The organism is Streptomyces sp. NPDC031100 (assembly GCF_055570785.1).
Genome location: NZ_JBVIGN010000008.1, coordinates 232,035 through 247,109, shown reverse-complemented (window position 1 = coordinate 247,109; position 15,075 = coordinate 232,035). Strand labels below are relative to the sequence as shown.

Below are 15,075 nucleotides of genomic sequence, written 5' to 3'. Positions count from 1 at the left end.
CGCACAGTCACCGCGACTTTTCCACAGCCCCGCACATATCGTCGTACAAGCTCGGGCAAGGTCAGTGCACGTTCAGTACAACCTCACAGGTCCACGGCTCGGCGCGCTCGTCTCATCGGACGGACATGGTTCCGTCCCGTTTCGTCTAGCGGATACCCTCCGACTCGTGGCCGACATCCAGATCCCCGCTGACATCAAGCCCGCCGACGGACGCTTCGGCGCGGGCCCCTCCAAGGTGCGCACCGAGGCGCTCGACGCGCTCGCCGCGACCGGAAGCTCTCTGCTCGGCACCTCCCACCGCCAGGCCCCGGTCAAGAACCTGGTGGGCCAGGTCCGCGAGGGCATCAGCTCCCTGTTCTCCCTCCCCGAGGGCTACGAGGTCATCCTCGGCAACGGCGGCTCCACCGCCTTCTGGGACATCGCCACCCACGGACTGATCGAGAACAAGTCCCAGCACCTCAGCTTCGGCGAGTTCTCCTCCAAGTTCGCGAAGGCTGCCAAGCTCGCTCCCTGGCTGGCCGAGCCGACCGTCATCGCCACCGAGCCGGGCACCCACCCCGAGGCGCAGGCCGAGGCGGGCGTCGACGTGTACGCCTTCACGCACAACGAGACCTCCACCGGTGTCGCCATGCCGATCAAGCGCGTGGCCGGCGCCGACGAGGGCGCGCTCGTCCTCGTGGACGCCACCTCCGGCGCGGGCGGCCTCCCGGTCGACATCGCCGAGACCGACGTCTACTACTTCGCGCCGCAGAAGTCCTTCGCCTCCGACGGCGGCCTGTGGATCGGCGTCTTCTCCCCGGCCGCCATCGAGCGCGCCGAGCGGATCCACGCCTCCGGCCGCCACGTCCCGGAGTTCTTCTCGCTGCCCACGGCGATCGACAACTCCCGCAAGAACCAGACGTACAACACCCCGGCCCTCGCCACCCTCTTCCTGCTCAACCAGCAGCTGGAGTGGCTCAACGGCCAGGGCGGCCTGGCCTTCTCCACCGGCCGCACCAAGGACTCCTCGACCCGCCTGTACACCTGGGCGGACGAGTCCAAGTACGCCACCCCGTTCGTCTCCGACCCGGCCAAGCGCTCCCAGGTCATCGGCACGATCGACTTCTCCGACGAGATCGACGCGGCCGCCGTCGCCAAGGTGCTGCGCGCCAACGGCATCGTGGACACCGAGCCGTACCGCAAGCTCGGCCGCAACCAGCTGCGCATCGCGATGTTCCCGGCGATCGACCCGGCGGACGTCGAGGCGCTGACGCAGTGCATCGACTACGTGATCGAGAAGCTCTGACCTCTCCGGTACGAGCACGAGGGCGCCCGGTGCCACACCGGGCGCCCTCTTCTCAACTCCTGCGCCGCAGCCGCCGCACCCCGAAGAGGGCGGCCGCGCCGACGGCCACGATGACCGCGCCGACCTTGAAACTCCCGCTGTTGCCGGTGCTGTTGCTGTCACCGGAGGCTGAACTTCCGCTGCTGGAGGGCGGCTTGCTCGACCCGCCGTCCGGTGCGTCCTCCGCCTGCACCGCGCTGTCGGCGCCCTCGCTGCCGTACATCAGCTTGGTCCCGTCGACGGAGTACGTGACGGACTCCCCCTGCCCCTGCAGCGGCACGTCGAGCCGCCCTTTCCGCTTGATCTTCCCGCCGTTCCAGTCGTAGGAGATACCGCCGAAGTACCCCCGGACCACCAGCTGCCGGCCGTTCGGCGAGAAGGCGGCGTCGGTGGCCCAGAGGTCGATGGGGGCGACGGGCCTGAAGATGTTCGCGCCTGAGGTGGAGAGGTGCGCAGGCCCTTCGTACAGATGCCCGCCGTCCTCCTTCTTGTCGATGATGTACACGCGCCCGGTCCTGGGGTGCACGACCATCGACTCCGCGTTCCTCGCTCCGTCGGAGTACTTGACGACGTACTGCGCCGCCGTGACCGTCTGGTCCTTCAGCACCTTCGGCTCGGGCAGCCGGTAGATCCAGACGTACGGCCACTTGCCGTCGAGGTTGTCCCCGATGTCGCCGAGGTAGATCTGGTCGTCCGGCCCGATGGAGACGGCCTCGACGTCGCGCGGGGAGCCGATGCCGCGCAGGGTCACCCTGGCGACGGTCTTCCCGGTCGCGCTGTCCACGGCGTAGAGGTACGGCCCGTCGTCGCTGTCGTTGTGCGTCCAGTAGATGCCGGGGTGCAGACGGGAGGCGGCCAGGCCGCTGGACTCGGTGATCCGGGGGTCCTTGATGGTGAACCCCTGGTCACCGGAACGGTCACCGTCGGCGGCGGAGGCGGGCAGCGCGCAGGCACCCGCGAGCAGGGCCCCGGCGAGCAGGGCGAACGGTCGGCGCATGCACCAAGACTGCCATCCCGGTGGGGCGTTCACCGGCGTGGTGGGCCTCACACTCCACACACTGCCGTGATCGTCCATCATGACCGGATGCTTAGGTTCATGCCCGTGGGCGACTCCATGACGATCGGAAGCGCCGGCGAGCACACGTGGCGTTACCGGCTGTGGCAGCACCTGTGCACCACGTACGACGGCCCCTTCGCCCTCGTCGGTCCGCGCGAGACCCTGTACGACAAGGCGACGGACGCCCCGACCTCCCTGGCCTACGCCGACCCCGACTTCCCCCGCGCCCACCTGGCCGGCTGGGGCGAGGGCTGGCTGCACATGGCTCCGCTGATCGGCCCGGCGGTGCGGGAGTTCCGGCCGAATGTACTGCTGGTCTCGCTGGGCCTGATCGACCTGGGCTTCTACACCAACGCCGAGCAGACCGCGGAGAACGTACGGGCCTTCGTGGCGGGTGCGCGGGAGGCCGACCCGCACATCCGGATGGTGCTGCTGCCGGTGATCCCGAACATACGGGCCGAGGTGGACACGCCCTTCGCCGAGCAGGTGGACCGGTTCAACGTCCTGCTCGCGAAGGCGGTCGCCGACCTGGACGAGCCCCGCTCGCCGATCCTGCTCGCGTCGCCGCCCACGTCGTACGACATCCACGGCGACACGTACGACGGGACGCATCCCAACGCGAGCGGGGAGCACCGGATCGCGGGGGCGTTCGCGGGGGCGATGTGGGAGGCGTGGGGAATCGGACGGGCGTACGCGGCCGGAACAAGTTGACCGAATTCCGGCGTCTCCTGGTCACCGTGCGTATCGTTGAAGTGCGCGGCTGCACTCGTCCTTGGGGCAGCTGGGGAGGAGCGCCACGATGACCGTCCTTGAAGACAGGATCGCGATGGCCGAGTGCGACAACGAGAGCACGCTCGACGAAATGTTCGACCGGCTTGAGCCCACCCCCGAGGGATACAAGGTCGAGATCGTCGAGGGGACCGTCTACATGTCGCCGCAGCGGGACACCCATTGGGATATCACCCTGGACATCCTTGAGCAGTTGCGGGCCAAGTATCCCCGGAGGCGGTTGAAGTCCGATGTCCGGATCGACTACCCAGGTCACCTCAACGGTTTCGCCACAGATGTGACGGTCATCAGGGAAGGCGCGGCCAAGACGGAGAAGGGCCGCTGGCGTCACGAAGACGTCGAGTTCGTCGCCGAGGTCATTTCCAAGGGCACCGCAGCCAACGACTACGGCCCCAAGAAGACCGCCTACGCCACCGCCGAAGTCCCCGTCTACGTCATCGCCGACCCCTACAAGGGCACGTGCTACGTCTACACCCAACCCAAGGAAGGCGACTACACCACAAGGACGACAGTCGATTTCGGTAAGGACATCGACCTCACCGGCACCGTGGTCGACCTCACCCTCAAAACCGACGACTTCCCCCGCGACTAAGACCTGCGTCACCCGTTCGGCCCCCAGCAGTCGCTGTCGTACTTGGGTTCGCTTTCGATGGAAGCGAACCCCGGCGTGTGTCCGGGGCCTCCCAAAACCGTCGAACGAAGGAGACGCAGTCATGCCCACAGGCAAGATTCAGGAGTGGAACGAGGGCCAGGGCGAGGGCAAGATCAAGGCCGATCGAGGTGGCCCCCAGCTGGAATTCTCCTCGAGTGACCTCCGGAATCCCGTCGAGCGGACGAAGCTGCACCGCGGGGACAAGGTCCAGTTCCAGGACGACGCAGCGCAGCCCGAACACGCGATAGACGTCACGAAGGCCTGAGCCTCGAAAACACCGCACAGCAGGCACCACCCGAAGGGGAGCGGGTGTGTGCCTGTCCGCGTTCCGGGCGCTGGCATCGCTTGCCTAGAGCGCACTCCAAGCCGTTGGCTGGTGGACCATGAAGTACACGCAGCTAGGACGCACGGGACTCAAGGTCAGCCGACTCGTCCTCGGCACCATGAACTTCGGCCCGCAGACCGGTGAAGCCGACAGTCACGCGATCATGGACGCGGCGCTGGACGCGGGCATCAACTTCTTCGACACCGCCAACGTGTACGGCTGGGGCGAGAACAAGGGCCGTACGGAATCGATCATCGGGGACTGGTTCGCCAAGGGCGGCGACCGGCGCGACAAGGTCGTCCTCGCCACCAAGGTGTACGGCAACATGGACCCGGACGGGGAGAGCCTCTGGCCCAACCACGACAAGCTGTCCGCCCTCAACATCCGGCGGGCCGTGGACGCCAGCCTGAAGCGGCTGCAGACCGACTACATCGACGTCTACCAGTTCCACCACATCGACCGCCGGACCCCCTTCGAGGAGATCTGGCAGGCCATCGACGTGCTCGTGCAGCAGGGCAAGATCCTGTACGTCGGCTCCTCCAACTTCCCCGGCTACAAGATCGCCCAGGCCAACGAGATCGCCGCCCGGCGCGGCGGCACCATCGGACTGGTCAGCGAGCAGTGCCTGTACAACCTGGCCGAGCGTCGCGCCGAGATGGAGGTCATCCCGGCCGCGCAGGACTACGGGCTCGGGGTCATCCCCTGGTCGCCGCTGCACGGCGGTCTGCTCGGCGGGGTGATCAAGAAGGAGGCCCAGGGCGGGCGCCGCGCCTCCGGCCGGGCCGCCGACGCGCTCACCAACAGCGCCGTCCGCGCGCAGATCCAGTCGTACGAGGACCTGCTCGACAAGCACGGTGTGGAGCCCGGCGAGGCCGCCCTGGCCTGGCTGCTCACCCGTCCCGGCGTGACCGGCCCGATCGTCGGCCCGCGCACCGCCGAACAGCTGGAGTCGGCCCTCAGGGCCCTGGAACTGGAGCTGAGCGAGGAGCTGCTGGCGGGCCTGGACGAGATCTTCCCGGGTCCGGGGCCGTCTCCTGAGGCCTTCGCCTGGTAGCCGAAGCCACACCTGTGTCGGCGGCGGTCTACCGTCCGACCGCCGCCGACAAGGCAACCACCACGAACATCAGCACAAGCACACCGGCCATGATCCGGTTCCGGGTTTTCGGGTCCACGTACCCGAGCCTAACCGGCCCCGCCGAGCGCCCAGCGGTCGACCGTCTCGTACCGGGGCTGCTCCCCGGGCACTCCGGACTTCGGCAGATTGCTGCGCACCAGGGCGAGCTCGGACACGGTCCAGGTCCGGCCGGTGAACTCGCCGAGCAGGCTCACGTACGGCCGTACGTTCAGCGGATGCCGGCTGCGCGCCACCGTCAGATGGGCCAGATAGCGACGGTGCTCCCCCATCGGCACGCCGGACTTCACCGCCGCCGCCTCCGTGCGGTCGGCCAGCAGCCGCAGGGTCGGCAGGTCTCCGTCCGCGCCCACCCACAGCACCTGCCCGCGCCCGAACTGCCCGCCGCCCCGCAGGGCCAGCGGGAAAGGAGAGGTCCGGTGCGCCGCGCGGCCCAGGCGGGCCGACAGGTCCGGTACGACGGCCTCGTCGACCTCGCCGTAGAAGGCGAGCGTGAAGTGCCAGCCGGGGCGGCTGGTCCAGCGCAGCCCCTCCGCGCCGGGCAGCCTCTTCAACTTCGCGACCTCGGCGGCGAGCTCATGGATGACATCCTCCGGGGGCAGCACGGCGGCGAAGAGTCTCATGAGGTCACCCTGCCAGGGAACGCGCCCCGCAATGCATGAAGCTCCCGGCCCGCAACGCACAAAGCTGCTGACCTGACGCGGCCCGGCCGGGGATGATCGACGGCATGGAGAAGAACGGGAAGATCATCATCAGAGAAGGCGGTCCGGACGACATCCCCCTGATCCTCGGCATGTTCGACAGCGGTGTCGCATGGCTCGTGGCGCAGGGGCGCAGCCGGCAGTGGGGCACCGCGCCCTGGTCGGAGAACCCGAGGGCGGTGGACATGATCACCCGCTTCGTCAGCGAGGGCAGCCCGTACATCGCCGAGTACGACGGTGTCCCGGCGGCGACGCTGACCGTCACCGACGCGCCCGGTCCGTATCTGGAGCCCGCCGACGAACCCGAGCGCTACATCCACGCCTTCGCCTCCGACCGGCGCTTCAAGGGCCATGGCATCGGCGCCGCGCTGCTCGCCCACGTGGCCGAGGAGACCCGCCGGGCCGGGATCTCGCTCCTGCGCGTGGACTGCTACGCGGGCGGCGACCGCAAGCTGGTCGCCTTCTACGAACGCAACGGCTTCATCCCGACCGAGTCCTTCACCGCGAGCGTGCCCGGCGACGACGCGTGGCCGGGGCAGGTGCTGGCCCGGAGGGTCCTGTAGGACCCCCCGGGGCCGGGACCGCTCAGGCGGCCGTCGCCAGTTGCTCCCGCTCTCTCGGGACGAACCGCACCTGCGGGTGGCCGTGGTGCCAGCCCACCGCCAGGCGCAGGTCGCCGATGCGGGCGAGGACCAGTCCGATCGCGGCGGCCGCGCCGGCGGAGACGATGCCGCCGAGGGCGAAGCCGACGCGCGGCCCGTAGGTGTCGGTGATCCAGCCGACGACCGGCGCACCGAGCGGCGTACCGCCCATGAACACCATCATGAACAGGGCCATCACCCGGCCGCGCATGGCCGGGTCGGTGGCCATCTGCACGGCGGTGTTCGCGGTGACGTTGACCGTCAGGCCGAAGATCCCGATCGGGACCATGAGCAGGGCGAACAGCCAGTACGACGGCGCCAGCGCGGCCACGGTCTCCAGCGCGCCGAAGGCCACCGCGGCGGCGATCAGGACGCGCAGGCGGGCCGTGCCGCGGCGGGCGGCCAGCAGGGCGCCGCCGAGGGAGCCGACGGCTATCAGGGTGTTGAAGAGGCTGTAGGCGCCGGCGCCGGCGTGGAAGATGTCGTCGGCGTAGGCCGACAGCCACACCGGGAAGTTGAAGCCGAAGGTGCCGATGAAGCCGACGAGGACGATCGGCCAGATCAGCTCGGGGCGCTTCGCCACATAGCGCAGGCCCTCGCGCAGCTGGCCCTTCCCTCTCGGCGCGCGCTCGACCACGTGCAGCTCGCGGGCGCGCATCAGCAGCAGTCCGGCGATCGGGGCGACGAAGGACAGGCCGTTGAAGAGGAAGGCCCAGCCGGTGCCCACGCCCGTGATCAGGAGGCCGGCGACGGCGGGGCCGACCAGGCGGGCGGACTGGAAGTTCGCCGAGTTCAGGCTGACCGCGTTCTGCAGCTGCTCGGGGCCGACCATCTCGGAGACGAAGGACTGCCGGGCCGGGTTGTCGACCACCGTGGCGAGGCCGACGGCGAAGGCGGCGACGTAGACGTGCCAGACCTGGACGTGGCCGGTGAGGGTCAGCGCGGCGAGCGCGAGGCCCGTGACGGCCATGGAGGTCTGGGTGACGAGCAGCGTGGGCCGCTTGGGGAGGCGGTCGACCAGGACGCCGCCGTAGAGGCCGAACAGCAGCATCGGCAGGAACTGCAGGGCCGTCGTGATGCCGACGGCCGCGGAGGAACCGGTGAGGCTGAGCACGAGCCAGTCCTGGGCGATGCGCTGCATCCAGGTGCCCGTGTTGGAGACGACCTGGCCGATGAAGAACAGGCGGTAGTTCCTGATCCTCAGCGAGCTGAACATCGAGGACTTGCGGGGGTTGTCGGTGGATATCGGTGCGGGTGCGGAAGGTGTTCCGGGTCCCGTACTCAAAAGACGTCGCCTCCTCTTCTGATTCCTACAGATGCGCGAGCTTCTCCAGCACGGGGGCGGCGGCGCGCAGTGCGGCCCACTCGTCCTCGTCGAGGCCCTCGACCAGGCCGGCCAGGAACGCGTTGCGCTTGCGGCGGCTCTCCTCGAGCATCGCCTCGGCCTGCTCGGTCCTGGTGACGACCTTCTGGCGCCGGTCCTCGGGGTGCGGCTCCAGACGGACCAGTCCCTTGGCCTCGAGCAGCGCGACGATGCGGGTCATCGACGGCGGCTGGACGTGCTCCTTGCGGGCCAGCTCGCCCGGCGTGGCCTGGCCGCAGCGGGAGAGGGTGCCGAGCACCGACATCTCGGTCGGGCTCAGCGACTCGTCGACCCGCTGGTGCTTGAGCCGACGGGACAGCCGCATCACGGCGGAGCGGAGGGAGTTCACGGCGGCAGCGTCGTCGCCATGGGTAAGGTCCGGCATGTTCTTTAGAGTAACTCATTACTCTCGCTAAAGACCACCCGCGACGCGCCGGAATGCCCGTGACGCCCGCCACTGAACCGTCTGATCACTCATATGAGTGAGGAGATTCCGGAAAGTGACGCATCGGGCGCCCAGATGTGGCGACCCTCGTACCCATGGGGACCAGCGTGCTCAGCCTGCGTATAGACGGGGAGCTGCTCGAACGGCTCCGGCATCACGCGGCGAAAAGAGGAATGAGCGTGCAGGACTATGTGGTCCGCACGCTCATCCGGGACGACTTCGACCAGCGATTCCAGGCCGCCGTCGAGGAGACGGAGAAGTTCTACGGGGTCACCTGAGGGCTCACGCGAGACCCAGGGCCGGCATCAGGTAGTAGAAGCCGAAGACCGCCGCGACGACGTACATCGCCACCGGGACCTCCTTCGCCCGGCCGGCCACCAGGCGCAGCACCACGAAGGTGATGAAGCCCATGCCGATGCCGTTGGTGATCGAGTAGGTGAACGGCATCATCAGCATCGTCACGAAGGCCGGGATCGCGATGGTGTAGTCCGCCCAGTCGATCTCCTTGACGGAGTTCGACAGGATCAGGAAGCCCACCGCGACCAGGGCCGGTGTGGCCGCCTGGGACGGGACCATCGTGGCGACCGGGGTGAGGAAGAGGGCCACCGCGAAGAGGCCGCCCGTGACGACGTTCGCGAAGCCCGTGCGCGCGCCCTCGCCGACGCCCGCCGTGGACTCCACGAACGCGGTGGTGGCCGAGGAGGAGCTCGCGCCGCCCGTCGCGACCGCGAGGCCGTCCACGAAGAGGACCTTGTTGATGCCCGGCATGTAGCCCTGGGCGTCGGTCAGCTTGGCCTCGTCGCTGACGCCCATGATCGTGCCCATGGCGTCGAAGAAGGACGACAGCAGGACCGTGAAGACGAAGAGGGTTCCGGTCAGCACGCCGACCTTGGAGAAGCCGCCGAACAGGCTGAACTGGCCGATCAGGCCGAAGTCGGGCGTGGCGACCGGGTTGCCCGGCCACGTCGGGACGGTCAGACCCCAGGTCGTGACGTGGGCGACCGAGTTGATGATCAGCGCGAGGACGGTCATGCCGACGATGGAGATCAGGATCGCGCCCGGCACCTTGCGCACGATGAGCGCGAAGGTGAGCAGCGCGCCCAGGATGAAGATCAGCACCGGCCAGCCGGTGAGGTGACCGGTGCCGCCGAGCTGCAGCGGGACGGTCGTCTGGGCGACGTCCGGGATACGGGTGACGAAGCCGGAGTCGACCAGGCCGATCAGCATGATGAACAGGCCGATGCCGATGGAGATCGCCTTGCGCAGGCCGAACGGCACGGCGTTCATCACGCGCTCGCGCAGCCCCGTGGCCACGAGCAGCATGACGATGAAACCGGCCAGCACGACCATGCCCATGGCGTCCGGCCAGGACATCCGGGGCGCCAGCTGGAGCGCGACGACCGAGTTCACGCCGAGACCGGCGGCCAGCGCGATCGGCACGTTGCCGATGACACCCATCAGGAGCGTGGCGAACGCGGCCGTCAGGGCCGTCGCCGTGACCAGCTGCCCGTTGTTCAGGTGGTGCCCGTACATGTCCTTCGCGCTGCCGAGGATGATCGGGTTCAGCACGATGATGTACGCCATCGCAAAGAAGGTGGCGAAACCGCCCCGGATCTCGCGGGCGATGCTGCTGCCGCGTTCGGAGATCTTGAAAAAGCGGTCGAGGGTGCCATAGGCGGGGGTGCCGCCCGGCTTCTCGGGGGTGGGGACCTTGGCAGGTGCCGAGGCTGACATGCGGGACCTCATCACCAGCGGGGTTCCCCCGAGCCCCGTTGGAGTTTCATACGAACAGAAGCGGTCAAAGACAAACGGTTTCAGTATGAACGTATGACTCCCACATCGCCATCTCCGCGCGTAGACCCGAACGGCTCGTAAGCTGTGCCCCATGGCTAAGTGGACCCCCAAGCACGAGGCGCCGGAGCCCCTGGAGGGCCCCGTGGTCGCCACCATCACCGGCGGCACGATCGTGTGGTTCGTCCTCTTCCTGGTCCAGCTCCCCTTCTACGGCTGGTTCGACGACCACGATCACCTCTGGTGGCTGTGGACCTGCCTGGCCGGCGGCGGGCTGGGGCTCATCGGCATCTGGTACGTCCGCAGGCGCGATGCGGCGATCAAGCGAGCCGCGTCACTGCAGACGACGTCGACGGAGTAGCCGTACAACCTGCGCACGACTCGGCTCCTCCCCAAGTCGGAACTTCCCCCCGCTCGGCAGGTGAAGGCGCACAAGCGCACGTACCGTCGAATGCATGACCCACATCGACGCGGGCGCCGAACTCGACCCCGTGCACCCGGTGGCCCTGCCGGGCGTACCCTCGACCGGTCTGACCGGCGCCCAGGTCGCCGAGCGCGTCGCGCGCGGGCAGGTCAACGACGTGCCGGTGCGCAGCAGCCGCTCCCTGGGCGAGATCGTCCGCGCGAACGTCTTCACCCGGTTCAACGCGATCATCGGTGTGCTGTGGCTGGTCATGCTCTTCGTCGCGCCGATCCAGGACAGCCTCTTCGGCTTCGTGATCCTCGCCAACACCGGCATCGGCATCGTGCAGGAGTGGCGCGCCAAGCAGACGCTGGACTCGCTCGCCGTGATCGGCGAGTCCCGGCCGACCGTGCGCCGTGACGGCATCGCCGCCGAGGTGGCCACGAACGAGATCGTCCTGGACGACCTCATAGAGATAGGCCCCGGGGACAAGATCGTCGTGGACGGGGTGTGCGCGGAGGCCGACGGGCTGGAGATCGACGAGTCGCTGCTCACCGGTGAGGCCGATCCCGTCGTCAAACGCCCCGGCGACCAGGTGATGTCCGGCAGTTTCGTGGTCGCGGGCGGCGGCGCCTTCCAGGCGACCAAGGTGGGCCGCGAGGCGTACGCGGCCCAGCTCGCCGAGGAGGCCTCCCGCTTCACGCTCGTCCACTCCGAGCTGCGCACCGGTATCTCCACGATCCTCAAGTACGTGACGTGGATGATGGTCCCGGCCGCGATCGGCCTGGTCGTCACCCAGCTCGTGGTCAAGAACAACGACCTGAAGGACGCGATCGCCCGCACGGTCGGCGGCATCGTCCCGATGGTCCCGGAGGGGCTGGTGCTGCTCACCTCCGTGGCCTTCGCGATCGGGGTGATCCGGCTCGGCCGCAAGCAGTGCCTCGTGCAGGAGCTGCCCGCCATCGAGGGCCTGGCGCGCGTCGACACGGTCTGCCTGGACAAGACCGGGACGCTCACCGAGGGCGGTATGGACGTCACCGAACTGAGGACCCTCGACGGTTACGACGACGACTACGTCCGCAAGGTGCTCGGTGCCCTCGGCGAGTCCGACCCGCGCCCCAACGCCTCCCTCCAGGCGATCATCGACGCCTACCCGGACATCGAGGAGTGGCGCTGTATCGAGTCGCTCCCGTTCTCCTCCGCCCGCAAGTACAGCGGTGCGGCGTTCAGCGAGGGCGACGGCGAGACCAGCACCTGGCTGCTGGGCGCCCCCGACGTGCTGCTCGGCGCCGACGACCCGGCCCTGGCCGAAACCGAGCGCCTCAACGAACAGGGCCTACGGGTCCTGCTCCTCGCCCGCGCCACCCGCGACCTGGACGACCCCGAGCCGGCCCGCGGCGCCCGCCCCACCGCCCTGGTGGTCCTGGAGCAGCGCCTGCGCCCCGACGCCGCCGACACCCTGCGCTACTTCGCGGACCAGAACGTCCGTGCCAAGGTCATCTCCGGTGACAACGCGGTGTCGGTCGGCGCGGTCGCGGCCAAGCTGGGCCTGGCCGGTACGACGGTGGACGCACGCCGGCTGCCCGCCGGCCAACGGGACATGGCCAAGGCGCTGGACGACGGAACCGTCTTCGGCCGGGTCACCCCGCAGCAGAAGCGGGACATGGTCGGCGCGTTGCAGTCGAACGGGCACACGGTCGCGATGACCGGCGACGGCGTGAACGACGTGCTGGCCCTCAAGGACGCCGACATCGGTGTCTCGATGGGTTCGGGCTCGGAGGCGACCCGGGCGGTCGCGCAGATCGTCCTGCTGAACAACAGCTTCTCGACGCTGCCGTCGGTGGTGGCCGAGGGCCGCCGCGTCATCGGCAACATCACCCGCGTGGCGACCCTGTTCCTGGTCAAGACGGTCTACTCGGTGCTGCTCGCGGTGCTGGTGGTGTGCTGGCAGGTCGAGTACCCCTTCCTGCCCCGCCACCTGACCCTGCTCTCCACGCTCACCATCGGCGTCCCGGCCTTCTTCCTGGCCCTGGCCCCCAACAAGGAACGGGCCCGCCCCCACTTCGTCCGCAGAGTCATGCGCTACTCGATCCCGGGCGGGGTGGTGGCCGGAGTGGCGACCTTCGTGACGTACCTGCTCGCCCGCCACTACTACACCGGCCCGGGCGCCCTGGCCGCGGAGACCAGCGCGGCGACCCTGACCCTGTTCCTGATCTCCATGTGGGTCCTGGCGATCATCGCGCGGCCGTACACCTGGTGGCGGGTGGCCCTGGTGGCCGCCATGGCAGTGGCTTTCCTGTTCGTCCTCATGGTCCCTGACCTGCAGACCTTCTTCGCCCTGAAACTGGTGGGCGTCACCGTGCCGTGGACGGCGGTGGGGGTGGCGGTGGTGGGGGCGGCCGCCCTGGAGTTCCTGTGGAGGTGGGTGGACCGGCGGTTCCCGGCGTGAGGGCCGTTTCCGGCGTGAGCCCGAACAGCGCGGCCGCGCCACCGGTACGACTCCGGTGGCGCGGCCGTCTGCTCGATGGGACCTACTGCACGTCGACGAAGTCACCCGCGGCGCTGACCGCCGGAGTGGTCGTGGTGCCGGCGAAGCTGTAGCGGTAGTAGCCGTCGTAGCCGGCCGTGACCGTGGTCTTCAGGTAGCCGGTGGAGGACGAGGTGATCGTCTTGACGGTGGTGTAGGTGCTGGTGCCCGCCTTGCGGAACTGCAGCTTGACGGACTGGCCGCCGAAGCCGACGTAGGTGTTGTGGTCCCAGTCGGCGCGGGTCAGCTTGCCGGTGACGGTGAGGGTGCTGCCCTTCCTGACCGGCTCGGGCGTGGCGTCGGCCGTCAGCTTGGAGTAGCGCTGCACCTTGGTGGTGGCCATGCTGCCCTGGTCCTTGAAGCCGACCTTGCTGTAGTCGGGGTTGTCAGGGTTCTGGCCGTTGAAGGCGATCGCCTCGGCCGCCACGCCCCAGGTGCCGGCGTCCACGTTCTTCGGGTCGGGGTCGGTCGGGTAGATGTCGACCGTGCCCTTGCAGGCTGCGGTGGTGGACGAGGTGGCGGTGCAGGTCGCCGGGTTGTCGCCGGACAGCTCGGTGGTCTCGGTGTCGTAGGAGCCCTTGTAGAGGAAGGCGTCCGTGTAGAAGTCGCTCGCAGCGATGTTCACGTCCGAGCCGTGCGTCAGCGTGTACGTGTAGGTGGTGCTGACCTTGGCGGACGCGCCGACCTTGATCGCCGAGGTGATCTTGAGGTTCGAGAAGCTCACGTTCAGCGTGTACGGCGTACCGCTGGTCGGAGCAGCCTGCGCGACCGGAACGGCGAGAGCGGAGAGGGCCAGGGCGCCGGTGACGGCGGCCACGGTGGCACGAATGCGCATGCGTTTCCCTGGAGGGAGAAGTGATGGGGGAGTCGGTTGACTCACGCAATCCGATCCGCGAGGGGTGCAAAGGGTTGTAGCGCAAGAGGGGCCCCGGCCAGATCTTGACCAGCCCGTGACACAAGTGAGAGGAAACGTTCCGGCCCCGGGAGCCGGATGTTCCGCTTGTGCTCCCGGGGCCGGAATCTGCCGTATGTCGCTTACTTCACGTCGACGAAGTCACCCGCGGCGCTGGCCGCAGCGGTGGACGTGGTGCCCGCGTAGGAGAAGCGGTAGTCGCCGTCGGCCGTGGCCTTGGTCGTCGTCTTCAGGTAGCCCGTGGAGTCCGACTTGATGGTCTTCAGCGTGGTGTAGGTGCTGGAGCCCTTCTTGCGGAACTGGAGCTTCACCGACTGGTTGCCGAGGCCGGCGTACTTGTGCGACTCCCAGTTGGCACGGGACAGCTTGCCCGTGACCGTGATGGTCCTGCCCTTCTTCACCGGCTCGGGCGAGGCGTTGACCGTCAGCGTGGAGTTGCGCTGCACCAGGGTGGTGCCGAGGTCGAACCGGGCAGCGCTCTTCTCGTGCGCGAAGTCGAAGGCGAACGCGGCCTCCTTCCAGGTGCCGGCCTGGGAGTTCTTCAGCCCCGAGCTGTTCTCGCCCGACGGGTAGATGTCGATCCGACCCTTGCAGGTGGCGACGGTCGCCGTGGTCTTGGTGCAGGTCGCGGGGTCGTCGCCGGCCAGGGCGTTGTCCGGACGCTCGGAGGAGCCGAGGAAGAGGGCCGGGAAGGTGATGAACGAGTCCGAGGTGACGTCGAGGCCGGCCTCGTGGGTCAGCGTGTAGGAGACCGCCGCGGAGACGTGGGCGGTCGGGCCGACCTTGATCGTCTTGGCGATCTTGAAGTGGGAGAAGGTGACGTTCAAGTCGTCAGCCGGGGCGGCGGCGACGCTGAACGCGGTCTTGCCGGCGCGGTACGAGGAACCCCCGTCGGCGGCCTGCGCGGCCGGCACGGCGAGGGCGGAGAGGGCCAGGGCGCCGGAGACGGCGGCCACGGTGGCACGAATGCGCATCTGTTTCCTTGGATGAGTGGATGTGCGGGTGTTCCTGT

Annotated in this window: 16 protein-coding genes; 9 read left to right on the top strand and 7 right to left on the bottom strand. The window is 68.7% G+C overall.

What is annotated here, in order from left to right:
* Nucleotides 1-166 precede the first annotated feature (166 nt).
* On the top strand, nucleotides 167-1,285 hold the full coding sequence (gene serC, locus ACZ5DS_RS23780) for a phosphoserine transaminase (protein ID WP_468241849.1): 1,119 nt from the start codon (nucleotides 167-169) through the stop codon (nucleotides 1,283-1,285).
* Between the two features lie 52 nt (nucleotides 1,286-1,337).
* Here serC and ACZ5DS_RS23775 read toward each other — a convergent pair whose 3' ends face one another.
* Nucleotides 1,338-2,321 carry a WD40 repeat domain-containing protein gene (locus tag ACZ5DS_RS23775; RefSeq protein ID WP_468241847.1) on the bottom strand — a complete coding sequence of 328 codons (984 nt, stop codon included), beginning with the start codon at nucleotides 2,319-2,321 and terminating at the stop codon, nucleotides 1,338-1,340.
* An 87-nt stretch (nucleotides 2,322-2,408) separates the two neighbouring features.
* Between ACZ5DS_RS23775 and ACZ5DS_RS23770 the strand changes: the two genes are divergently transcribed.
* The 4 genes from ACZ5DS_RS23770 to ACZ5DS_RS23755 all read left to right on the top strand — a co-directional run bounded on the left by ACZ5DS_RS23770 (nucleotide 2,409) and on the right by ACZ5DS_RS23755 (nucleotide 5,201).
* Entirely contained in the window at nucleotides 2,409-3,092 is a 684-nt protein-coding gene (locus ACZ5DS_RS23770) for a GDSL-type esterase/lipase family protein (protein WP_468241845.1), read from the top strand.
* 88 nt (nucleotides 3,093-3,180) lie between these two features.
* Entirely contained in the window at nucleotides 3,181-3,762 is a 582-nt protein-coding gene (locus ACZ5DS_RS23765; RefSeq protein ID WP_468241843.1) for a Uma2 family endonuclease, read from the top strand.
* Nucleotides 3,763-3,883: 121 nt separating this feature from the next.
* Nucleotides 3,884-4,087: a hypothetical protein gene (locus ACZ5DS_RS23760; RefSeq protein ID WP_468241841.1), complete on the top strand. Its 204-nt coding sequence runs from the start codon at nucleotides 3,884-3,886 to the stop codon at nucleotides 4,085-4,087.
* A 118-nt stretch (nucleotides 4,088-4,205) separates the two neighbouring features.
* Nucleotides 4,206-5,201: an aldo/keto reductase gene (locus ACZ5DS_RS23755; RefSeq protein ID WP_468241839.1), complete on the top strand. Its 996-nt coding sequence runs from the start codon at nucleotides 4,206-4,208 to the stop codon at nucleotides 5,199-5,201.
* 128 nt (nucleotides 5,202-5,329) lie between these two features.
* Here ACZ5DS_RS23755 and thpR read toward each other — a convergent pair whose 3' ends face one another.
* Complete coding sequence (gene thpR / locus ACZ5DS_RS23750; protein WP_468241837.1) at nucleotides 5,330-5,902, bottom strand: RNA 2',3'-cyclic phosphodiesterase; 573 nt, start codon at nucleotides 5,900-5,902, stop codon at nucleotides 5,330-5,332.
* A gap of 104 nt (nucleotides 5,903-6,006) precedes the next feature.
* Between thpR and ACZ5DS_RS23745 the strand changes: the two genes are divergently transcribed.
* Nucleotides 6,007-6,543 carry a GNAT family N-acetyltransferase gene (locus ACZ5DS_RS23745; protein WP_468241835.1) on the top strand — a complete coding sequence of 179 codons (537 nt, stop codon included), beginning with the start codon at nucleotides 6,007-6,009 and terminating at the stop codon, nucleotides 6,541-6,543.
* 22 nt (nucleotides 6,544-6,565) lie between these two features.
* Here the strand turns inward: ACZ5DS_RS23745 and ACZ5DS_RS23740 are convergent, their stop codons facing one another.
* Together ACZ5DS_RS23740 and ACZ5DS_RS23735 are read right to left on the bottom strand one after the other, a co-directional pair.
* Nucleotides 6,566-7,906: an MFS transporter gene (locus ACZ5DS_RS23740; RefSeq protein WP_468241833.1), complete on the bottom strand. Its 1,341-nt coding sequence runs from the start codon at nucleotides 7,904-7,906 to the stop codon at nucleotides 6,566-6,568.
* A gap of 25 nt (nucleotides 7,907-7,931) precedes the next feature.
* Nucleotides 7,932-8,369, bottom strand: a complete 438-nt coding sequence (locus ACZ5DS_RS23735; RefSeq protein ID WP_468241830.1) for a MarR family winged helix-turn-helix transcriptional regulator — start codon at nucleotides 8,367-8,369, stop codon at nucleotides 7,932-7,934.
* 155 nt (nucleotides 8,370-8,524) lie between these two features.
* Here ACZ5DS_RS23735 and ACZ5DS_RS23730 point away from each other — a divergent pair, with 155 nt between their 5' ends.
* Nucleotides 8,525-8,707 (top strand): ribbon-helix-helix protein, CopG family, encoded by a 183-nt coding sequence (locus ACZ5DS_RS23730; protein ID WP_468241828.1) that lies wholly within the window; start codon nucleotides 8,525-8,527, stop codon nucleotides 8,705-8,707.
* Between the two features lie 4 nt (nucleotides 8,708-8,711).
* Here the strand turns inward: ACZ5DS_RS23730 and ACZ5DS_RS23725 are convergent, their stop codons facing one another.
* On the bottom strand, nucleotides 8,712-10,163 hold the full coding sequence (locus ACZ5DS_RS23725) for an NCS2 family permease (RefSeq protein ID WP_468241826.1): 1,452 nt from the start codon (nucleotides 10,161-10,163) through the stop codon (nucleotides 8,712-8,714).
* Nucleotides 10,164-10,314: 151 nt separating this feature from the next.
* Between ACZ5DS_RS23725 and ACZ5DS_RS23720 the strand changes: the two genes are divergently transcribed.
* Together ACZ5DS_RS23720 and ACZ5DS_RS23715 are read left to right on the top strand one after the other, a co-directional pair.
* Nucleotides 10,315-10,581 (top strand): DUF2530 domain-containing protein, encoded by a 267-nt coding sequence (locus ACZ5DS_RS23720; RefSeq protein ID WP_468241823.1) that lies wholly within the window; start codon nucleotides 10,315-10,317, stop codon nucleotides 10,579-10,581.
* Nucleotides 10,582-10,675: 94 nt separating this feature from the next.
* Nucleotides 10,676-13,072 carry an HAD-IC family P-type ATPase gene (locus ACZ5DS_RS23715; RefSeq protein WP_468241821.1) on the top strand — a complete coding sequence of 799 codons (2,397 nt, stop codon included), beginning with the start codon at nucleotides 10,676-10,678 and terminating at the stop codon, nucleotides 13,070-13,072.
* Between the two features lie 82 nt (nucleotides 13,073-13,154).
* Here ACZ5DS_RS23715 and ACZ5DS_RS23710 read toward each other — a convergent pair whose 3' ends face one another.
* On the bottom strand, nucleotides 13,155-13,985 hold the full coding sequence (locus ACZ5DS_RS23710; protein ID WP_468241819.1) for a hypothetical protein: 831 nt from the start codon (nucleotides 13,983-13,985) through the stop codon (nucleotides 13,155-13,157).
* Between the two features lie 200 nt (nucleotides 13,986-14,185).
* Nucleotides 14,186-15,037 carry a hypothetical protein gene (locus ACZ5DS_RS23705; protein ID WP_468241817.1) on the bottom strand — a complete coding sequence of 284 codons (852 nt, stop codon included), beginning with the start codon at nucleotides 15,035-15,037 and terminating at the stop codon, nucleotides 14,186-14,188.
* Between the last annotated feature and the right edge of the window lie 38 nt (nucleotides 15,038-15,075).